Raw genomic sequence first — 20,786 nt, 5'->3', positions numbered from 1 at the left:
TCGGGGCGGGCCGTATCTGGCGCGCGGGGCCCAAGACCTGGTGCCCAGCGCCCAGCTGCTGGACACCTACAGCCCCGAGATCTTCTGCACGCTGCGCAACTACCACGACATCGAGCCCAAGGCCTCCTCGTTCCTGGGCGGCAACGGCTACTCGCTGGTCGCCCACACCGAGGCGCTGTCCGGGCTGGGGTTGCTGGCCAACCCGGTGTCGGCGGTGGCCACCCTCGCCAGCCTGGTCGGCGGGCTGGCCGGCGTGGTCGGCGGTGCACCCAACCCGTACACCTACCCGGAGAACCTGCCGCGGGTGAACGCGCGCGGCGGGCCGGGGGGCGCCCCCGGCTGCTGGCAGCAGATCACCCACGACCTGTGGCCCGCACCCGAATTGGTGATGGACAGCGGCAACAGCATCGCGCCGTACAACCACCTCGACACCGGTTCCCCGTACGCCATCGAGTACGTCTGGGGCCGCCAAGTAGGGGATAACACGATCAACCCATGAAAATCACCGGAACCATCGTCAGGCTCAGCATCTTCTCGTTGGTGCTGCTGATCTTCACTGTGATGATCATCGTCGTGTTCGGTCAGATGCGTTTTGACCGCACGACCTCGTACTCGGCCGAGTTCGCCAACGCCAGCGGGCTGCGGGCGGGCCAGTTCGTCCGCGCCTCCGGGGTGGAGATCGGCAAGGTCGACTCGGTCGAGCTGGCCGACGGCGGCAAGCGGGCGCGGGTGAAGTTCAACGTCGACCGCTCGGTGCCGCTGTACCAGTCGACGACCGCGCAGATCCGCTACCTCGATCTGATCGGTAACCGCTACCTCGAGCTCAAGCGTGGCGAGGGCGAGGGCGCCGACAAGATCCTGCCCAAGGGCGGCTTCATCCCGATGTCGCGGACCTCGCCTGCGCTGGACCTGGACGCCCTGATCGGTGGTTTCAAACCGCTGTTCCGCGCTCTGGACCCGCAGAAGGTGAACACCATCGCGACGTCCCTGATCACGGTGTTCCAGGGCCAGGGCGGCACCATCAACGACATCCTCGACCAAACCGCGCAGCTGACCAACCAGCTCGGTGAGCGCGACCAGGCCATCGGCGAGGTCATCAAGAACCTGAACATCGTGCTGGACACCACGGTCCGCCACCGGCAGCAGTTCGACCAGACGGTCAACAACCTCGAGGTGCTCATCACCGGGCTGAAGGACCACGGCGACCAGTTGGCCGGCGGGACCGCGCACATCAGCAACGCCGCCGGCACGGTCGCCGACCTGCTCGCCGAGGACCGCGGGCTGCTGCACAAGACGCTCAACTACCTGGATGCGATCCAGCAGCCGCTCATCGACCAGCGCGACGGCCTCGACGACTACCTCAAGAGGGTGCCCACCGCCTTGAACATGATCGGACGCGCCATCGGCTCCTACGGCGACTTCGTGAACTTCTACGCCTGCGACATCACGCTGAAGATCAACGGTTTGCAGGGCGGCGGTCCGGTCCGCACGGTCCGGCTATTCCAGCAGCCGACGGGTAGGTGCACGCCGCAATGAGAACACTGGAACCGCCCAACCGGGTTCGCATCGGGCTGATGGGCATCATCGTGACCCTGCTCGTCATCGGCGTGGGTCAGAGCTTCACCAGCGTGCCCATGCTGATGGCGAAGCCGCACTACTACGGCCAGTTCACCGATACCGGGGGCATCGGGGTGGGTGACAAGGTGCGCATCGCCGGCGTGGACGTAGGCAAGGTCGAGGCCATCAGCATCGAAAACGACCACATCCTGGTCAAATTCAACCTCGGGACCGCGTCCATCGGCACCGAGAGCCGGCTGGCGATCAAGACGGACACGATCCTGGGGAAGAAGATCCTCGAGGTCGAGAACCGGGGCAATCAGCAACTGAGGCCCGGAAATTCGTTGCCGATCGGGCAGAGCACGACGCCCTACCAGATCTACGACGCGTTCTTCGACGTCACCAAGGCCGCGCAGGGCTGGAACATCGACACGGTCAAGGAATCGCTGCACGTGCTGTCGCAGACCATCGACCAGACCTACCCCCACTTGAGCGCGGCGCTCGACGGGGTGGCCAAGTTCTCCGACACGATCGGCAAGCGCGACGAGCAGGTCAAGCACCTGCTGGCCCAGGCCAACCAGGTGGCCAGCGTGCTGGGTGACCGCAGCGAGCAGGTGGACCGGCTGCTGGTCAACACCAAGACGCTGCTGGCCGCCTTCAACGAGCGCGGGCAGGCGATCAACGCGTTGCTGGCCAACGTCGCCGCCTTCTCCGAGCAGGTCAAGGGCTTCATCAACGACAACCCGAACCTCAATCACGTGCTCGAGCAGTTGCGTCAGGTCAGCGACATCCTCAAGGAGCGCAAGGACGACGTCGCCGCGGGGCTCACCGAGGTCGGCAAGTTCCTGCCGTCGCTGAACGAGGCCATCGCGTCGGGGCCGTTCTTCAAGGTGGTCCTGCACAACCTCGCGCTGTACCAGATCATCCAGCCGTGGGTGGACGCCGCGTTCAAGAAGCGCGGCATCGACCCGGAGAACTTCTGGCGTAGCGCCGGCCTGCCCGAGTTCCGGTGGCCCGACCCCAATGGCACCCGGTTCCCCAACGGCGCACCGCCGCCGGCGCCCCCGGTGCTCGAGGGCACGCCGGAGCATCCGGGGCCGGCCGTCCCGCCGGGGTCGCCCTGCTCCTACACCCCGGGCAACCCGGGCGGCAACGTCACCGTCGGCGACGAGGGTCTGCCGCGGCCATGGAATCCGCTGCCGTGCGCAGGTGGGGGTATCGGTCCGTTCGGCGGTCCGGGCTTCCCGGCACCGGTGGACGTGATGACCTCGCCGCCCAACCCGGGCGGTCTGCCGCCGACACCGGGCATCCCGATCGCCGGACGGCCGGGTGACCCGCCGCCGGATGTTCCGGGGACGCCCGTTCCGTTGCCGGCCCAGGCGCCGCCGGGTGCGCGCACCGAGAACCTGGCGCCGGCCGGACCGACGCCGCCGCCGTCGACGTTCGCGCCCGGCTTCCCGCCGGGGCCGGCGGCACCACCCGGGCCCGGCGAACAGTTGCCGGCACCCTTCATCAACCCCGGCGGATCGGGAGGCAGCGGCGCAGCCGGGGGAGGTAGCCAGAATTGAGCACCGCCTTTGACATCCGGAACATCCGGCTACCGAAACTGACCCGGGCGACCGTCATCCTCGGCTCGCTGGTGATCGTGCTGGCCATCGTCGTCGGGTTCGTCGGGTGGCGGCTCTTCGAGAAGCTGACCAACAACACGGTGGTGGCCTATTTCCCGGCGGCCAACGCGCTGTACCCGGGCGACAAGGTCCAGATCATGGGCATGCGGGTGGGCGCGATCGACAAGATCGAGCCGGCCGGCGACAAGATGAAGGTCACCTTCCACTACGAGAACAAGTATCGGGTGCCGGCGAACGCCAACGCGGTGATCCTGAACCCGACACTGGTGGCCTCGCGGGCAATCCAGCTGGAGCCGCCCTACAAGGGCGGCCCGGTGCTGGCCGACAACGCGGTGATCCCCGAGGAGCGCACCCAGGTCCCGGTGGAATGGGACCAGTTGCGCAACAGCATCACCAACATCATCTCCAAACTGGGCCCCACGCCGGAGCAGCCGACGGGACCATTCGGCGAGGTCATCGAGTCCTATGCCAACGGGCTGGCCGGCAAGGGCAAGGAGTTCAACACCACGCTGAGCAACCTGTCGCAGGCGCTCACCGCGCTCAACGAGGGCCGCGGTGACTTCTTCGCCGTGGTGAAGAGCCTGGCGCTGTTCGTCAACGCGCTGCACAAGGACGACCAGCAGTTCGTCGCGCTGAACCAGAACCTGGCGGAGTTCACCACGCGGCTCGCGCACAACGACAGCGACCTGTCGAACGCCATCGAGCAGTTCGACGGCCTGCTGTCCACGGTGCGCCCGTTCCTGGACAAGAACCGCGAGGTGCTGACCTACGACATCAACAACCTGGCGACCGTGACGAACACGATCCTGCAGCCGGATCCGCTCAACGGGCTGGAGACCGCGTTGCACGTCCTGCCGACGGCGGCGGCGAACATCAACCAGATCTATCACCCGTCGCACGGATCAGTGGTCGCCATCCCGGCGATCACGAACTTCGCCAACCCGATGCAGTTCATCTGCAGCTCGATCCAGGCGGGCAGCCGGCTGGGCTATCAGGAGTCCGCGGAGTTGTGCGCGCAATACCTGGCGCCGATCCTCGACGCCATCAAGTTCAACTACCTGCCGTTCGGCGCCAACCTGTTCAGCACTGCCGAGACCCTGCCCAAGGAAGTGGCCTATTCGGAGGACCGGCTGCACCCGCCGAACGGATACAAGGACACCACCGTGCCCGGCATCTGGGTCCCGGACACCCCGACGTCGCACCGCAACACCCAGCCCGGCTGGATCGTGGCGCCGGGGATGCAGGGCCAGCAGGTCGGGCCGATCACCGCGGGCCTGATGACGCCGGATTCGCTGGCCGAACTCATGGGAGGCCCCAACATCGCGCCGGTCCAGTCGAATCTGCAGACCCCGCCGGGACCGCCGAACGCCTACGACGAGAACCCGATCGTGCCGCCCATCGGCCTGAACGCGCCGGTGCCGATCCAGCCGCCGCCCCCGGGGCCCGGCGTGGCCCCGGGCCCGGTGGCCCCAACGCCGGCGCCGGTCGCGGCGCCCGCACCCAACGCGGGTGGGCCGGCCGTCCCCGCTGACCTCGGGGGTGGCCAGTGAGGTCGTTGAGACTGGTTCGCCGCGGGGCCTGGCAGGGGCTGGTCCTGCTGGTCGCCGCGCTGGTGTTGAGTTCGTGCGGCTGGCGCGGGATCTCCAACGTCGCGATCCCGGGTGGCCCCGGCAGCGGCTCGGGTGCCATGACGCTCTACGTGCAGGTTCCCGACACGCTGGCGATCAACGGCAACAGCAAGGTGATGGTGGCCGACGTCTTCGTCGGGTCGATCAAGAAGATCGAGCTGAAGAATTGGATTGCCACGCTGACCCTGGGCATCGACAAGAGCGTCAAGCTGCCCAAGAACGCCACCGCCAAGATCGGCCAGACCTCGCTGCTGGGCTCCCAGCACGTCGAGCTCGCCTCGCCGCCGAACCCGTCGCCGCAGCTGCTCAAGGATGGCGACACCATCCCGCTGAAGAATTCCTCGTCGTATCCGACCACCGAGCAGACCTTGGCGAGCCTGTCGCTGATCCTGCGCGGCGGCGGCATCCCCAACCTGGAGGTGCTGCAGAACGAGGTCTACAACATCTTCAACGGCCGCGGCGAGGCGATCCGGTCCTTCCTGGGCAAGCTGGACACCTTCACCAGCCAGCTCAACGAGCAGCGCGACGACATCACCCACGCGATCGACTCGACCAACCGGCTGCTGGGCTACGTCGGCAACCGGGCCGACGTCCTCGACCGGGTGCTGACCGACATCCCGCCGCTGGTCAAGCATTTCGCCGACACCAAGAACCTGCTGATCAACGCCGTCGACGCGGTGGGACGCCTCAGCCAGGCCGCCGACCAGTACCTGTCGGAAGCCCGCGGGCCCCTGCACACCGACCTGCAGGCGCTGCAATGCCCGCTCAAAGAGCTGGGCCGCGCCTCGCCGTATCTGATCGGTGCGCTGAAGCTGATCCTCACGCAGCCGTTCGACATCGACACGGTGCCGAAGATCTTCCGCGGCGACTACATCAACATCTCGCTGACGCTCGACGTGACCTACAGCTCCGTAGACAACGCGTTCCTCACCGGCACCGGATTGTCGGGGGCCCTGCGCGCGCTCGAGCAGTCGTTCGGGCGTGATCCCGAGACGATGATCCCCGACGTCCGCTACACGCCGAACCCGAATGACGCGCCCGGCGGGCCACTGGTGGAAAGGGGGGACAGGAATTGCTGACTCCTTTCGTCAGACGCCAGCTGATCGCGTTCGGGATCCTGACCGTCATCTCGCTGCTCGTGCTCGGGGTGTACTACCTGCAGATCCCGAGCCTGGTCGGCGTCGGCCGGTACACGCTGAAGGCCGAGCTGCCCGCGTCGGGCGGCCTGTATCCGACGGCGAACGTGACGTATCGCGGCATCACCATCGGCAAGGTCACCGACGTCGAACCGACCGAGCGGGGCGCCGAGGCGACGATGAGCATTGACAGCCGCTACAAGATCCCCACCGACGCGACGGCCAACGTGCACTCGGTGTCGGCCGTCGGTGAGCAGTACCTGGACCTGGAGTCGACCGGGAACCCGGGCAAGTTCTTGTCGGACGGTCAGACGATCACCAAGGGCACGGTGCCGGCCGAGATCGGTCCGGCGCTGGACACGGCCAACCGCGGCCTCGCCGTGCTGCCCAAGGACAAGATCGCCCAATTGCTCGACGAGACAGCGCAATCCGTGGGCGGACTGGGTCCGGCCCTGCAGCGGCTGGTGGACTCCACTCAGGCGATCGTCGGTGATTTCAAGACCAACATCACCGACGTCAACGACATCATCCAGAACTCGGGACCGATCCTGGACAGCCAGGTCAAGTCCGGTGATGCCATCGAGCGCTGGGCTCGCAACCTGAACAGGCTGGGCGCGCAGTCCGCCCAGGAAGACCAGCACGTGAAAAGCGTGCTGCGCCAGGCGGCGCCGACGGCCGACCAGGTCAACGAGGTGTTCAACGACGTGCGGGATTCGTTGCCGCAGACGCTGGCCAACCTCGAGGTGGTGTTCGACCTGCTCAAGCGGTACCACACCGGCGTCGAGCAGGTACTGGTGTTCCTGCCGCAGGGCGCGTCGATCGCCCAGACGGTGGCGGCGCCGTTCCCGAACATGGCGGCACTGGACCTGGCGTTGTCGATCAACCAGCCGCCGCCGTGCCTGACCGGCTTCATCCCGGCATCGGAATGGCGGTCCCCGGCCGACACCAGCATTCAGCCGTTGCCGTCGGGCACCTACTGCAAGATTCCGATGGACACCCCGGCCAACAGCGTGCGCGGGTCGCGCAACATCCCGTGTACGGATATCGAGGGCAAACGGGCGGCCACACCGCGGGAATGCCGAGACCCCAACCCGTACGTTCCGGCGGGAACCAACCCCTGGTACGGCGATCCCAATCAGATCCTGACCTGCCCCGCGCCCGCGGCCCGCTGTGACCAGCCGGTGAAGCCGGGCCAGGTGATCCCGGCGCCGTCGATCGACACCGGCCTGAACCCGGCCCCCTCGGACCGCGTCGCCGGGACCCCTCCGCCGACCAGCGACCCGTTGTCGCGGCCGGGGTCGGGTACGGTGCAGTGCAACGGCCAGCAGCCCAACCCGTGTGTTTACACGCCCAGCGGGCCACCAGTGGCGACCTACAGCCCCCAAAGCGGTGAACTGGTAGGGCCAGACGGGGTTAAATACTCCGTCGAAAACTCGGCCAGAACAGGAGACGACGGATGGAAGGAGATGCTGGCACCAGCCGGCTGAACCCCCCACCGATGCCGAAGTTTCGTCGTCTGGGCAGACGGCGTCCGAAGAACGAGGACACGGCGGCCGCCGCCGACCCGACCAGCCCCGAGGTGACGGCCGAGGATTCCCCGGAATCCGAGGGCGGAGCCGACCCGACCAGCCCTGAGGTGAGGGCCGAGGATTCGCCGGAATCCGAGGGCGGAGCCGAACCGACCAGCCCCGCAGTGACGACCGAGGAGCCCGCCGAACCGGAGGACGCAAGCGAGGAGACCGGTCCCGGGGCCGCACCCGATGAGGCCGCCGCCGCACGCCGCCCGTCGCGGTTGGGGCGGGGCTGGCTGGCCGGCATCGCTGCGGTGCTCGTGCTCTGCGCCGCGGCCGCCGGCGCCGGCGGCTACTTCGCGTTGCGCTACCACCACGAAAGCCAGGCGATCGCCCGCAACGACGCCGCGGCGCTCAAGGCCGCCGTCGACTGCGTCTCGGCGACCCAGGCCCCCGACACCAACGCGATGGCCGCGAGCGAACAGAAGATCATCGACTGCGGCACCGACGCTTTCCGCTCCCAGGCGCTGCTCTATACCAGCATGCTCGTCCAGGCGTATCAGGCCGCCAACGTCCATGTCCAGGTGTCCGACATGCGGGCCGCGGTCGAACGCAACAATCCCGACGGTTCCGTCGATGTGTTGGTGGCGGTGCGCGTCAAGGTCGCCAACGATCAGACGCAGAACGAGACCGGCTACCGCCTGCGGGTGAAAATGGCTCTGGCCGAAGGCCAATACAAGATAGCCAAGCTCGACCAGGTGACGAAGTGACGGTGGTGGTCGAGAAGCCACCGGCCACGGCCGCCCAGGAGCCCACGCCGAATGCCTTGGCGCCCTGGCATCTTCGTGCCGGTGCGTTCGCCGTCGACGTGCTACCGGGTGCCGCCGCGGTGGCCACGCTGGCGCTGGTCTTCTTCACCGTTCCGCCGCGAGGCGTGTGGTGGTGGCTCTGCGTCGCGACCATCGGGATCGTGATCCTGCTGGTGTTGGCGAACCGGCTGCTGTTGCCGACGGTCACCGGCTGGAGCGTGGGACGGGCCCTCTTCGGCGTGGCGGTCGCGCGGCGCGATGGCGAGCCCGTCGGGCCGTGGGCGCTGCTGCTGCGCGACCTGGCCCACCTGCTCGACACCGTCTCGGTGGTGGGATGGCTTTGGCCGCTGTGGGATTCGGGGCGCCGCACCTTCGCCGACATGCTGTTGCGCACCGAGGTGCGACGTCGGGAACCCGCCGAGCCGGCATTCGGCGTGTGCCGGTGGACGGCCGTCGTGGTGCTGGGCGCGACCGCGCTGTGCATCGCCGGCGCGGCGATCAGCTACGCGGCGGTGTTCGCCCCCGATCGGGCCACCGACCGGGCCCGGGCCCAGCTCGACACGCAGGGGCCCAAGATCGTCGCGCAAATGCTGACCTACGACCCCAAGTCGTTGCACGACGACTTCGCCCGCGCCCTGGCGTTGGCGACCGACAAATACCGCAAGCAGCTGGCCGCCCAGCAGGACATGGTGCAGAAGGGCACCCCGGTCATCAACGAGTACTGGGTGACCGACCACGCGATCCAGTCGGCGTCGCCGGATCGGGCGACGATGCTGATGTTCATGCAGGGACGGCGCGGCTCCGCACCCGACGAACGCTACATCTCCGCCACCGTCCGGGTCACGTTCACCAAGGACGGCGGCCGTTGGCTCGTCGACGACCTCACCGTGCTCACCAAGCCCAAACCGGCCGGGACCGAAAAGTGAGCCCGCGCCGCAAGTTCACGCCGGACGAGCAACCCCTGCTGGTCCCGAGCCCGGTGCCGCCGGGGCGGCCTTGGGGCCTGGCGTGGGCCAGCGGCGTCGCCGCCGTTTTCATGGCGGCCGCGATCACGGTGTGCAGCCTGATGCTCGCCGACCATGAATCCCGCGAGCGGGCCGCGTCGAGGAACCGCGAGGTGCTCAGTTACGTGACCGGCTTCATGACGCAGTTCACCTCCATCGACCCGTTCCATGCCAACGATTACGTGACTCGGGTTCTCGCCCAGGCGACCGGCGACTTCGCCAAGGAGTACCGCGACAAGGCGAACGAGATCCTGCTACAGGTGGCCCGCGCCGAGCCGGCCACCGGCACCGTCCTGGACGCGGGGGTTGAGCGATGGAACGACGATGGCAGCGCAACCGTCATCGTGGCGACCGCGGTCAGCACCAAATCGCCTGACGGTAAACAAGTTTGGGAAAACGCCAACCGGTGGACGGCGACCGCCGCGCAGGAAGGGAAGCAGTGGAAGATCAGCAACCTGCAGCAGGTGATCTAGCCGCCGACGAGACCGCCTCGGAGGGGCCGGCCTCGGAGGGGCGCGCGGATTCGCCAAACGCCGACGAAGGCGGTTCTGCCGCAGAAAAATCGACGACGGACGACGATGCGGCCGCCGACGCGCAACCCGGCGTTCGCACGAGGCGGCGATGGCTGGCCGGCAAGCGGCTGGCGATCGCCGTCGTCGCCGCCGCGGTGCTGTTCGTTGGATCGGCGGCATTCGCTGGTGCGACCGTGCAGCCCTACCTGGCCGATCGTGCCGCCGCGGCAACCAAACTCAAAGTGGCGCGGACCGCAGCCGATGCGATCACCACGCTGTGGACCTACACGCCCGAGAACATGGACACCCTCGCCGACCGCGCGTCGCGCTACCTCAGCGGGGATTTCGAGGCGCAGTACCGCAAGTTCGTCGACGCCATCGTGGCGCCCAACAAGCAGGCCAAGATCACCAACCACACCGACGTCACGGGCGCGGCCGTCGAGTCGATCGATGACGCCAACGCCGTGGTCATCGTGTACACCAACACCACATCCACCAGCCCGTTGACCAAAAACGTGCCCTCGCTGAAGTACCTGTCCTACCGGCTGTTCCTCAAGCGCGCCAACAACCGGTGGCTGGTGACCAGGATGACGACCATCACGTCGCTGGATTTGACGCCGCACGTCTAGCGCGGTCTGCTACGACCCATGGCCGTTACCTCGCCGGTGTCGGAGCGCTCGACCGTCGCGGCTCTGCTGTTGTTGACCTTCGCCACCGGCCTGGCGGACGCGATCAGCATTCTGGTGCTCGGACACGTGTTCGTGGCCAACATGACGGGAAACGTTATCTTCCTGGGGTTTTGGCTGGCGCCCCGAACGAGCATCGACCTGACCGCGGTCGTGGTTGCCCTGCCCACCTTCGTCTGCACCACGATCCTCAGCGGCCGGGTGTCGCGGCATTTCGCCGACCGGGCGCGGGCGTGGATCACCACCGTATTGGCAACGGAGATCGCCCTTTTGCTGGCGTTGGCGACGCTGGCCGGCACCGGCATCCTGCGGTATCACGACAACACCAAGCTGGTCATGATCGGCATTCTCGCGGTCACGTTCGGCCTGCAGCACTCCAGCGCGCGCCAGTTCGGCATCCAGGAATTGTCCACCACCGTGCTGACGTCGACGATCGTCAGCCTCGGCCTGGACAGCCGCCTGGCCGGCGGCACCGGCGCCCGTCAGGCGTTGCGCCTCAGCGTCGTGTCGACGATGTGCGCCGGCGCGTTCCTGGGCGCGACCATGTCACGATTCGTCGTCGCGCCCGTCTTCGCGGTCACGGCGGCCGTGGTGGCGGCCAGCCTGTTGATCTTCCGCTTCGGGCCGGCTAGTTGAAGGCCAGCCAGCTGGGCAGCGCCCGTTCGTGCGAATCGCAGAGCACCTGCCGGGTGTCGCACGACCCGCGCGGCGAGCCCGCGCCGGCCCACATGCCGCCGGTGTCGCGGCGCAACACGATCGCCGACGACCCGCCGCCGTCGAGCAGGACGGCGTTGTCGCTGCCAAGCCCGCGGAACAGGTCTTGCATGTTGTCCGGTGTGTAGCTGCCGCCCTCGAAGATGTACATCTCGTCTTTCTGCCTCGAGTACGCCAGGGCCGTTCGCGCGGCGCTGGGTCCCCCGTCGTGCAGCTGCCCATTCTGGCCGGGGGCCAGCAGCCCGATCCCGGACACCGCGACGAACCGCTCGTTCTTGTTCAGCAGGTCGGCGACCACGGGCGTGGCGGAGTCGTAGTCGTTCTTGGTCCTCGGCCACACCACGTACGGCGCCCCGCCGGACGGCAGGATCATCGTCGTCAGCGCGCTCCAGCTCTCACCGCCGCCCGAGAGGCCTTGCTTGCCGGGGTAGGCGACGGTGCCGGTGACGGCCTGGTTGGCGCGGCCCTGGCCGTGGGTGTTGTCCACGAAGGCGCCCAGCGGTGAGCTGCAGCCGGTCTGCCGCCACGAACCGCCCTTCTGGCCGCGCACGTCGAAGAAGTTGGCGTTGATCGCGATCGTGGGCTGGCCCATTCGCTGCCACGCCTGCAGCGGCGCGTAGAGCTCCGACGCCTGCCACAGCCCCTCGGCGGTGCGGGCGCCGGGATTGCTCTCGCAGCGCGCCTGATCCCCTTGGTGGGTGTCGACCAGCAGGTGGGGCGACAGCCGCCCGGCAGCGTTCTTGATGATCATCAGGTGGCCGCCGTTGTTCATCTCATACCAGCTGCCGCCGGCGTTGAGCATCGGCGCGGGGTGACCGGGCCCGAAGTTGTAGACCAGGTACGAACCCTTGGTGGTGTCGATGGCGTTGGCCAGCAGGTCGCGGCCGTCGGCGGCGCGCGCCACCGGCTGGCCCGTGCTGTTCGCCAGGGCGACGCACGCGACCATGGCGGTGCAGCCGGCCACCAGCCGGCGCAAGCTGGCGCGTCGGGTCAGCACGATCGCCCTTTCGGCCCGGATCTGGATGCAACATCAACATCATCAGTCACACCAGTCACACTGTCAATCTAGATAACGGGCCGATGACGCTCGGGCGGCGTTCGAATTACGTCTTCTCGCTTGAGCTTTCGGGCTCAGGCTCGGTCGCGTCAGTCCGCTCGTGCTTGCCCTGGCGCGCCTGGTGTTCCATCGCGATCGCCATCTCGGCCGCCCCCGCGACCCGGTGGTAGCCCTTGCGGTCGTAGACGTGGGTGATCACGCCGCCCAGGAGCAGCCCGATGACGAGGCCGATCGAGGTCATGACCAGCGCCTGCGATATCCCGGTGTCCGCGCGCCCGTGGAAGTACAGCAGCGACCGGGTGCCCAGGAAGACCTGGTGCATGGGCTCGAATTCGGCCAGCCAGCGGAAGAAGGGCGGCGTGGCCTCCAGTGGCACGGTGGCGCCCGCCGATGGCAGCCCAAGGATCACGAAGATCAGCATGCTGACCAGCAGGCCGCCGGTGCCCAGCACCGAGAGCAGCGAACTGGAGGTGATGCCCACCGCGACGATCGCGAACATCCCGTAGGCCCAGAGCTGCCAGCCGAGATCGATGGGCATGCCCAGCCCGTGGGCGATCGCCAGATACACCGCCGAGGTGAGCAGCCCGAGCAGCACCATGATGGCCCACTTGAGCAGCAGCGTCTGTAAGCGCGAGATCCTGACCTGTTCGGCGAAGCGGTACACCGGCCCGAATTCGGCTGGTACGTAACCGAGCAGGGCGTCGACCAGGGTGCTGACCACGATGCTGCCGGTGAACCCCGCGAGCAGGAGCAGGAGGGCGTAGTAGAAGGCCGACAGCCCGTTACCGGTGCCGTCGGGCAGCGGGTTGTACACGGTCGATTCGATCTCGATCGGAGTGGACAGGCCCTCTTCGGCGGCCCCGGCGAGCGGGGCGCCGCCGGTCTGCGCCTTGACCTGCGCGAGAAGTCGTTCGCCCACTTCGCCATTGGCCACGCCCATCGCCATGTTCAGGGTCTGGCCGGCGATGCTGGCGCCCAGCGTGCCCGCGCGCGGATTCGTCGAAATCGTGATCACCGGCCGCTCCGCGGGACCGGGAAGCACCGCGCTGGCGCCCAGATCCCGCAGCTTCGACGAGAAGCTCGGCGGTATCAGCACCGAACCGTATACGTGTCCCGTCTCCAGCTGATGCTTGGCCGCGTCGCGGGTGAGCACGCGGACGTCGAACTTGTTCTTGTCCAGGCCGTTGACCAATCGACCCGTCAGCTCCGCCCCCGCCGGCCCGGCGTCCTCGTTCACCACGGCGATGGGGAAGTGCCGCAGGTTGGTCATCGGGTTCAAGATCCCGCCGAGGTAGAGCGCGCACAACGCCGACATCAGGGCCAGCGTGATGACCAGCGGCGCGGCCCAGAACCGCACCGTGCGGACCGCCTTGATGCTCCGGTCGGGGTTGGGCGCCGCGTGCTGCGGCCGCGATTGAGACATGCCGGCTCCTGTCTGTCACGCCCACTCTATGGGCTCGGGGCGCCCAGCTCAGCGTGCATCTCCCAGACCAGCAGCTCCGACGGTTCGGTCGCGGTGACAAGCCGGCCGCCGGAGTCGGTGAACCGGACGGCGTCACCCTCCCGCAGCTCGCCGACGCCTTCGCACGTGGCCGCGCCGCGCGCGACGAACAGGTGTAGGTACGGCGCGTGCGGAAGGGTCACCGCGGCGCCGGCGGGCAACCGCGTGGCGTGCAGCGCGGCGTTGCGGTTGTGCAGGGCGATGGCTCCGGGCCGGCCGGGGATGCCTGAGGCGATCGTCACAAGTGCGCCCTCCAGCGCGTCCGCCTCGATCTCGTGCTGTTCATAGGCCGGGGTGATGCCGGCCTGGTCGGGTACCACCCACATCTGCACGAAATGTACTGGCTCCGTGGTTGACTCGTTCTTCTCCGAATGCAGGATTCCGCTGCCCGCCGACATGCGCTGGGCCAGGCCGGGATAGATCACGCCGCGATTACCGATGGAGTCCTCATGCGTCAGTTGGCCCTGCAGGACCCAGGTCACGATCTCCATGTCCCGGTGCGGATGCGTGCCGAATCCTGTTCCGGGCGCGACGATGTCGTCGTTATTGACCAGCAGCAGCCCGTGATGGGTGTTGTCCGGATCATAGTGGTCGCCGAACGAGAACGAGTGCCGGGAGGTCAGCCACGGCGTCGTGGTGACGGCACGTTCGGCCGCACGCCGAACGTGCGCGTGGGCGGACATGTGCTCACTGTAATCGGGTGGTCAGGCCACTGTCGCGGCGAGCAGCCCCTGCGCGTGCCGCAGTGCGGCGTCGAGTTCGGGCAGGGTCAGTCCGGGGGAGCGGCCCAGGTGGATCTCGACCTGGTACTCCGGCTGGCCATCGTGGGCGAAGATCGGCAACACCACGAAGTCGGCTGCGGCCAAGTCGGTTTCGAGCACATCGGTGACCGACTGCAGCGTCACCATGGTCATCAGCGTGGTGAGCTGGCGGGTGACCTGGGCCGTCGGCTCCAGCGAAGCGAGCAGGTCGGTCAGCCGGTCGTGCAATGACTGGTGGGTGTCGTCGAACCGCCAGGCGCCGTACCCGCGGTCCCGGATGTCGGCGAGCACCCGCTGGTGTTCGGCGATCTCCGTCCGGGTCAGCCGTGGCGTCACCCGCTGCAGCCACGCGTGGACGAATTCGTCGTCGCGCCAGGCCATCGCGACCAGACCGAACGGCGGGTCGATGGGGAAGCGCTGACCCACGGCCTGCCCGCCGTCGGTGCCGTGACCGACCGCGTCCACGGTGGTCAGGTGCCGCCGGCCGATCTTCGACATCGAGCAGCCCGCGCCGAGCGTCTCGTGCAGGAACCGCAGCGCCTCGCGGCCGCGGTCGAGCAGCGGGAACTGCAGGCGCAGCCCATGCACCAGACCGAACAGGCCACTGCCCAGGACGTAGCGGCGATCTTCGCGGCGCGCCACCCAGGCGCGGCCCTCCAATTCGGCCAGGACGAGGGCGCAGGTGGAGGTGCTGATCGCGCAGCGCTTGGCCACCTCGGCGGACATCAGGCCGGTTGGCGAATCCGCAAGAGCGGCAAGCACATCCATTACCCGGGCGGTCGGCGGTGATTTGGCGGTTGACGTGCTGATGGCCACCTCCCTACGATCCGTCCAAAATACAAGGATAACCGTCCTAATATTAGGAGATGGTCCAAAGTGATCAAGGTGGGAGTGTGGGGGCCGGGTTCCATGGGCGTGATCGCCTTACGCGGCGTGATCGACCACCCGGAGTTGGAGCTGGTTGACCTCGTCGTGCACAGCGCCACCAAGGCGGGCCGCGACGCCGGGGAGCTGTGCGGAACGACGCCGGTCGGGGTGGTGGCCACCCAGGATCCGGCGGCGCTGCTCGCCGGCGACGCCGACGCGGTGGTGTATGCCGCCGGTGCCAACCTGCGGCCGCTGGAGGCGGTCGAGGACATGGCCTCGATCCTGCGGGCCGGAAAGAACGTGGTGTCGTGTTCGGTGGTGCCGCTGGTGTTTCCGGACGGCTTGGGCCCGGCGGGCGCGGTGTTCACCGATCGGCTGCGGCAGGCCGCGCTGGACGGCGGGGTGTCGTTCTTCACCACCGGCATCGACTCGGGCTTCGCCAATGACGTTCTGCCGCTGGTGCTCACCGGCGTTGCGCGGGCCATCGACTGGGTGCGGGTGACCGAGATGTTCAACTACGCCACCTACCCGGACCGGGCCGCCGTGTACGAGATCCTCGGGTTCGGCCAGCCGCCGGAATACCAGGCGTTCGCCGCCCAGCCCGGAATGTTCACCTTCGGCTGGGGCCCTGTCCTACATCAGCTCGCGGCCGGCTTGGGTGTCACGATCGACGACATCGAGGAGAGCAACGAACGCATTCCCGCCGCGGAGTCCTTCGACACGCCCACCGGCCACGTCGCCGCCGGCACCATCGCGGCCATGCGCTCCACGCTGACCGGATACGTGGGCGGCAAGCCGACTTTCGTCCTCGACCACGTGACCCGGATGCGTGACGACATCGCCCCGGACTGGCCGCAGCCCCACATTTCGATCCCGCCGAAGGACCTCGGCTACGGGCAGGCCTCCGGCCGCGGCCTCTACCGGGTGGAGATCGAGGGATCGCCGACCATGCGCTGCGAATTCGAGATGGCCGAAGACCACGACCACGACCTGGGTGCGCGCATCGCGGGGGCATCCCGGATGGTCAACTCCATCCCGGCGGTCTGCGCGGCCCCGCCCGGGCTGCTCTCGGCGCTGGACCTGCCGCTGGTCACCGGGGCCGGACTGGTCCGCCCGGTGGCGGGGCCGCCGCCGGACAGCCGGCTGTTCTAAGGCCGGTCGCCGGGATAGGCCGCGGCGGCCAGCTCGAGGATCTCGGCCCGGTCGGCGGCCAGGATGAAGCCTGATCGGATCGACGCGTCGAGCGCGGCGGTGAAGCGTTCCAGGTACTCGGCGACGCCGCGCGGGTAGAGCAGGCGCAACGTGTCGACGTCGAAGAGTTCCCCGGAGCCGAACAGCGCGGCCATGACGCCTTCGTCGCCGCCGCGACCCGAGGTTCGCGCGACCGGCACGTCCACCCACGGAGTTCTGACGCCGCCCTGAGCCAGGCCGTTGGCATCCGGAACGGGTTGCGGCCCATAGGCATCGCGCACCTGCATGGGCGCCGCTCCGGGCGCGGGCGGGCCGCCGCGCACCCACGTGTTCAGCGCGGCGAGCGCCGCCTGCACCACGTAGTGGTGTTGCGGGGCGAAGTTGATGTGATGTGAAAGTTGCTGGCCCATCAGCGTGTTCGTGGGCGCGTACGCGGCGACGAGGTCCGCCAGCGGCGCCGAGCCGCTGTCGATGGGTGCCACCTGGATGGTGTAGTTGTCGGCGTGCGCGGCCCCGGGAATCTCCCAGACCCGCAGCCATGGGTTGTCGGGCTGACGCGCGTAGTAGTAGCCCTCCCGGGCGCCACCGAACAGGTCGGTTTCGGTGATAATCGTCAGCAACGGCACCCGCAGGTCCGGGCGAAATGCGACGGCCTGAGGTGCGCCGGCGTCGTCGAAGATGGATGCCCCGTCGAGCGGGGCCGCGGGGCCGAAGCGGGAGTGAACGAAAAACCCGTCGTACGTCTGGGCCAACGGGTCGACGGCGTTGACGTAGGTGGTGAGGAACATCGCCGACTGCGACTCGCCCAGCGCGATCACGCGTTGGGCGCGCAGCTCACCCAAAACGCCGGTGTCCCAGGCGGTTTGGACGAGCCCGCCGGCCTGGGAGAAGATGTCGTAGGCGAAGGCGTCGCCGGGGTGGTGCAGCGGCGCGTAGCGGGCCGGGTCCTGGCTTTTCAGCGACATGTCCACGCCGAGCAGGCTCGCGCCGCCGTCAACGCCCACCTTCTGCGCCGAGACCGCGAGGTACGCGTAACCCGCGCGCACGATTTCCCGGTGCCCCATCATCCACACCGCGGGCGCGTCGATGCCGCCGCTCACGTTGAGCCACTCCACCAGCGCCGTGCCGTTGAACCGCGCCGGATCCGTCGGCGTCAGCACCACGACTCGGGTGGTGTAATCCGCCGTGCCCAAGGGGGACACGCTCCACCGGCCGTCCGGCCCGAGCGGCGCCGTGGGCGCGTAGGAGGTGGCCGTCCCGGACACGAAGAACTCCCTCGCCGTGTAGCCCACCTCGGCGAGGGCGTACGAGCCCAACAACAGGCGCGGCCGCCCGGGCGCGGGTGTGATCTCGGGCGCATCCGTCACAGCGAACCGGGCAGCCCGAACTTCGCGAACAACGCCTCGTCGAGGAACGCCACCACGTGCGACACCCGGTCACCCCGCACGTCGAGCACGTGCAATTGGAAGGGCACGTGGATTTCACCGGCGCGCATGTACATGGCGGCGCCGGGCTGGCCGTTGGCGACCAGCGGCAACAGCCGCATGTCGCCGGGGGACTCGGCGGGGCATTGTTGATGAATGAGGGTGACGATGTCCCGCGCGCCCCGGTACCAGCCGGCGTACGGTGGCATCTCCCAGATCGCCTCGGCGGTGAACAATTCCACCAGGCGGTCGATGTCGTAAGTCTCGAAGGCGGCGATGTAGCGGGCCAACAGATCCTGCGTTTCCGGGGAATCCGGCGCGTCCAACCGGTCGCCCTGGCTGGGGCCCACCGCGTCGAGCTGGGATCGGGCCCGCTGCAGCAGGCTGTTGACGGCGGTCGTGGTGGTGCCGATCGCCTCGGCGACTTCGGCGGCCCTCCACTGCAGCACGTCGCGCAGCAACAGCACCGCCCGCTGCCGGGGCGAAAGGTGTTGCAGCGCAGCGACGAAAGCCAACCGCACCGACTCACGCGACCCGACAATGACCGACGGGTCGGCCGGGTCGTTGGCCAGGTCCGGCAGCGGCTCCAGCCAGGGCACCTCGCGGCGCTCGTGGAGCTCGGCGGTCGGGTCGGAACTGGGTGCGCCCAGGCCGGTCGGCAGCGGCCGGCGTTGCCGCCCCTCCAGCGCGGTCAGGCAGGTGTTGGTGGCGATGCGATGCAGCCACGTCCGCATCGAGGACTTGCCCTCGAAGCGGTCGTAGGCCTTCCACGCCCGCAGCAACGTCTCCTGAACCAGATCCTCCGCGTCGTGCAACGACCCGGTCATCCGGTAACAGTGCGCCAGCAGCTCACGACGGTACGGCTCGGCGTGTGCCGAGAAATCCCCGCCCGCCGCGGGGACGAATTCTGAGTCGGCGGTATTTTGCGCAAGCAGCCCCACAATGGGAGAGCCTACGACAGTGTCTGGCGGGGCGACCTGCGCCGAGAGCCATTACGCTGCCCCTAATGACTAGGACCGTGCAGTGAACCGCGACGAACGGAACTTCGACGGATTCGGCGGCGTGCGCATCGTTTACGACGTCTGGACGCCCGACACGGCGCCGCGGGCGGTGGTGGTCCTCTCCCACGGCCTCGGCGAGTACGCCCGCCGCTACGACCACGTCGCACGGTGTTTCGGTGCGGCGGGCCTGGTTACCTACGCGCTGGATCACCGTGGGCATGGCCGCTCGGACGGCAAGCGGGTGCTGGTGCGGGACATCTCCGAGTACACCGCCGACTTCGACAGCCTGGTCCGCATCGCCACCCGCGAGCATCCGGGCCTCAAGTGCGTCGTGCTCGGGCACAGCATGGGTGGCGCCATCGTGTTCGCCTACGGCGTCGAGCGCCCGGACGACTACGACCTGATGGTGCTGTCGGGCCCCGCCGTGGCGGCCCAGGATCAGGTGTCGCCGCTAATGGTCCTGGCCGCCCGGGTGCTCGGCGCGGTGGTGCCCGGGCTGCCGGTGCAGGAGCTGGACGTCGACGCGATTTCCCGGGACCCCGAGGTGGTGGCGGCCTACAAGAGCGACCCGCTGGTCTACCACGGCAAGGTCCCGGCCGGGATCGGCCGGGTCCTGTTTCAGGTCGGCGAGACCATGCCGCAGCGCGCGCCGGCGCTGACCGCGCCGCTGCTGGTGGTGCACGGCTCCGAGGACCGCCTGATCCCGGTCGCGGGCAGCCGGCGCCTGGTCGAGTGCGTGGGATCGACGGACGTCGAACTGAAGGTCTACCCGGGGCTTTACCACGAGGTCTTCAACGAGCCGGAGCGCGAGCAGGTGCTGGGCGACGTCGTCTCGTGGATCACCGCGCGGCTCTGAGGCGAAGCTGTCGTATCGCTTGAGTAGTTTGGCGCACATGACCGACGACAAAATGCTGGCCCGCATCGCCGCACTGTTGCGTCAGGCCGAGGGCACGGACAACCCGCACGAGGCGGACGCTTTCATGAGCGCCGCCCAGCGGCTGGCGACGGCGTCCTCCATCGACCTGGCGGTGGCGCGGTCCCATGCGGCCACCCGCTCGCCGGCCCAGGCCCCGACGCAGCGCACCATCACCATCGGAAACGCGGGCACCAAGGGCCTGCGCACGTATGTGCAGCTGTTCGTGCTGATCGCTCGTGCGAACGACGTGCGCTGCGACGTGGCGTCCAACTCGACGTTCGTGTACGCCTATGGGTTCGCCGAGGACATCGACGCCACCCACGCGCTCTACGCCAGCCTGGTCGTCCAGATGGTGCGGGCGTCGGACGCCTACCTCGCGTCGGGCGCGCACCGGCCCACACCGACCATCACCGCGCGGCTGAACTTTCAGCTGGCCTTCGGGGCGCGGGTGGGCCAGCGGCTGGCGGAGGCCCGCGACGAGGCCCGGCGCGAGGCCACCAAGGATCGTCGACGCCCACCGGGCACCGCTATTGCGTTGCGGGACAAGGATGTCGAGCTGCACGACTACTACCGGGGCGCTTCGAAGGCGCGCGGCACCTACCAGGTCAGTCGGGCGACGGCCGGCTACTCCTCGGCGGCGCGGCGCGCGGGTGACCGGGCGGGCCGGCGGGCGCGGCTGGGCAACAGTCCGGAACTGCCCGGCGCGCGCACCCCGCTGGGCCGGTGAGCCCCGGGCCGTCGGCCACGCGGGACTCCCAGCGAGCGAAGGTGTACGCGGCCGAGGAGTTCGTCCGGACGCTGTTCGACCGCGCCGCCGAGCACGGGTCGCGCGCCGTGGACTTCTTCGGTGCGCAGCTCACCCTGCCGCCGGAGGCGCGATTCG

Annotated in this window: 19 protein-coding genes and 2 pseudogenes; 15 read left to right on the top strand and 6 right to left on the bottom strand. The window is 68.6% G+C overall.

Annotation, left to right across the window (positions count from 1 at the left end):
* From A5713_RS24040 to A5713_RS23990, 11 genes are all read left to right on the top strand, one after another.
* Positions 1-499, top strand: a 499-nt coding sequence (locus tag A5713_RS24040; protein ID WP_197516467.1) for an MCE family protein, incomplete at its 5' end; no start/stop codon positions are given.
* Positions 496-1,536: a virulence factor Mce family protein gene (locus tag A5713_RS24035; RefSeq protein ID WP_067918818.1), complete on the top strand. Its 1,041-nt coding sequence runs from the start codon at positions 496-498 to the stop codon at positions 1,534-1,536. The genes A5713_RS24040 and A5713_RS24035, both read left to right, overlap by 4 nt.
* Complete coding sequence (locus tag A5713_RS24030) at positions 1,533-3,125, top strand: virulence factor Mce family protein (protein WP_068098680.1); 1,593 nt, start codon at positions 1,533-1,535, stop codon at positions 3,123-3,125. Before A5713_RS24035 ends, A5713_RS24030 begins: the two co-directional genes overlap by 4 nt.
* Positions 3,122-4,735: a virulence factor Mce family protein gene (locus tag A5713_RS24025; protein WP_067918814.1), complete on the top strand. Its 1,614-nt coding sequence runs from the start codon at positions 3,122-3,124 to the stop codon at positions 4,733-4,735. Before A5713_RS24030 ends, A5713_RS24025 begins: the two co-directional genes overlap by 4 nt.
* Positions 4,736-4,740: 5 nt before the next feature.
* Positions 4,741-5,892 carry a virulence factor Mce family protein gene (locus A5713_RS24020; RefSeq protein WP_369804520.1) on the top strand — a complete coding sequence of 384 codons (1,152 nt, stop codon included), beginning with the start codon at positions 4,741-4,743 and terminating at the stop codon, positions 5,890-5,892.
* Positions 5,886-7,436 (top strand): virulence factor Mce family protein, encoded by a 1,551-nt coding sequence (locus A5713_RS24015; protein ID WP_067918810.1) that lies wholly within the window; start codon positions 5,886-5,888, stop codon positions 7,434-7,436. Before A5713_RS24020 ends, A5713_RS24015 begins: the two co-directional genes overlap by 7 nt.
* Complete coding sequence (locus A5713_RS24010) at positions 7,406-8,230, top strand: Mce protein (protein ID WP_068098676.1); 825 nt, start codon at positions 7,406-7,408, stop codon at positions 8,228-8,230. The genes A5713_RS24015 and A5713_RS24010 overlap by 31 nt, the downstream gene beginning before the upstream one ends.
* On the top strand, positions 8,227-9,195 hold the full coding sequence (locus A5713_RS24005; RefSeq protein ID WP_068098674.1) for an RDD family protein: 969 nt from the start codon (positions 8,227-8,229) through the stop codon (positions 9,193-9,195). The genes A5713_RS24010 and A5713_RS24005 overlap by 4 nt, the downstream gene beginning before the upstream one ends.
* Positions 9,192-9,746, top strand: a complete 555-nt coding sequence (locus A5713_RS24000) for a mammalian cell entry protein (RefSeq protein ID WP_068098672.1) — start codon at positions 9,192-9,194, stop codon at positions 9,744-9,746. The genes A5713_RS24005 and A5713_RS24000 overlap by 4 nt, the downstream gene beginning before the upstream one ends.
* Positions 9,713-10,414 carry a mammalian cell entry protein gene (locus A5713_RS23995; RefSeq protein ID WP_068098670.1) on the top strand — a complete coding sequence of 234 codons (702 nt, stop codon included), beginning with the start codon at positions 9,713-9,715 and terminating at the stop codon, positions 10,412-10,414. Before A5713_RS24000 ends, A5713_RS23995 begins: the two co-directional genes overlap by 34 nt.
* Positions 10,415-10,432: 18 nt before the next feature.
* Entirely contained in the window at positions 10,433-11,107 is a 675-nt protein-coding gene (locus A5713_RS23990) for a YoaK family protein (RefSeq protein WP_068098668.1), read from the top strand.
* Here the strand turns inward: A5713_RS23990 and A5713_RS23985 are convergent.
* The 4 genes from A5713_RS23985 to A5713_RS23970 all read right to left on the bottom strand — a co-directional run bounded on the left by A5713_RS23985 (position 11,100) and on the right by A5713_RS23970 (position 15,272).
* Positions 11,100-12,209 carry a phosphodiester glycosidase family protein gene (locus A5713_RS23985; protein WP_156752009.1) on the bottom strand — a complete coding sequence of 370 codons (1,110 nt, stop codon included), beginning with the start codon at positions 12,207-12,209 and terminating at the stop codon, positions 11,100-11,102. The two genes, A5713_RS23990 and A5713_RS23985, sit on opposite strands and share 8 nt — an antisense overlap.
* A 79-nt stretch (positions 12,210-12,288) precedes the next feature.
* Positions 12,289-13,665, bottom strand: coding sequence for a YhgE/Pip domain-containing protein (locus A5713_RS23980; protein WP_068098664.1), 1,377 nt, complete (start codon positions 13,663-13,665; stop codon positions 12,289-12,291).
* Between the two features lie 26 nt (positions 13,666-13,691).
* Positions 13,692-14,426 (bottom strand): pirin-like bicupin family protein, encoded by a 735-nt coding sequence (locus A5713_RS23975; protein WP_068098662.1) that lies wholly within the window; start codon positions 14,424-14,426, stop codon positions 13,692-13,694.
* A 21-nt stretch (positions 14,427-14,447) separates the two neighbouring features.
* Complete coding sequence (locus tag A5713_RS23970; protein ID WP_068098660.1) at positions 14,448-15,272, bottom strand: MarR family transcriptional regulator; 825 nt, start codon at positions 15,270-15,272, stop codon at positions 14,448-14,450.
* 108 nt (positions 15,273-15,380) lie between these two features.
* Between A5713_RS23970 and A5713_RS23965 the strand changes: the two genes are divergently transcribed.
* Entirely contained in the window at positions 15,381-16,523 is a 1,143-nt protein-coding gene (locus A5713_RS23965; protein WP_082973130.1) for a dihydrodipicolinate reductase, read from the top strand.
* On the opposite strand, the gene A5713_RS23960 is transcribed toward A5713_RS23965, so the two are convergent.
* Together A5713_RS23960 and A5713_RS23955 are read right to left on the bottom strand one after the other, a co-directional pair.
* Complete coding sequence (locus A5713_RS23960) at positions 16,520-17,929, bottom strand: alpha/beta hydrolase domain-containing protein (RefSeq protein ID WP_068098655.1); 1,410 nt, start codon at positions 17,927-17,929, stop codon at positions 16,520-16,522. The genes A5713_RS23965 and A5713_RS23960 overlap by 4 nt on opposite strands.
* Positions 17,926-19,056: pseudogene (locus A5713_RS23955) on the bottom strand (sigma-70 family RNA polymerase sigma factor). Before A5713_RS23955 ends, A5713_RS23960 begins: the two are co-directional and overlap by 4 nt.
* Here A5713_RS23955 and A5713_RS23950 point away from each other — a divergent pair.
* The 3 genes and pseudogenes from A5713_RS23950 to A5713_RS28505 form a co-directional block, all read left to right on the top strand.
* Positions 19,049-19,843 carry a lysophospholipase gene (locus A5713_RS23950; RefSeq protein WP_369804519.1) on the top strand — a complete coding sequence of 265 codons (795 nt, stop codon included), beginning with the start codon at positions 19,049-19,051 and terminating at the stop codon, positions 19,841-19,843. The pseudogene A5713_RS23955 and the gene A5713_RS23950 sit on opposite strands and share 8 nt — an antisense overlap.
* A gap of 37 nt (positions 19,844-19,880) precedes the next feature.
* Positions 19,881-20,630, top strand: a complete 750-nt coding sequence (locus A5713_RS23945; protein ID WP_068098649.1) for a DUF2786 domain-containing protein — start codon at positions 19,881-19,883, stop codon at positions 20,628-20,630.
* A pseudogene (locus A5713_RS28505) lies at positions 20,627-20,786 on the top strand (TIGR04338 family metallohydrolase); the annotation flags it as partial. The gene A5713_RS23945 and the pseudogene A5713_RS28505, both read left to right, overlap by 4 nt.

This window comes from Mycobacterium sp. E2497 (assembly GCF_001668695.1).
GTDB lineage: Bacteria > Actinomycetota > Actinomycetes > Mycobacteriales > Mycobacteriaceae > Mycobacterium.
The sequence above is the reverse complement of the archived record's forward strand: the minus strand, read 5'-3'. Positions and strand labels throughout refer to the sequence as shown.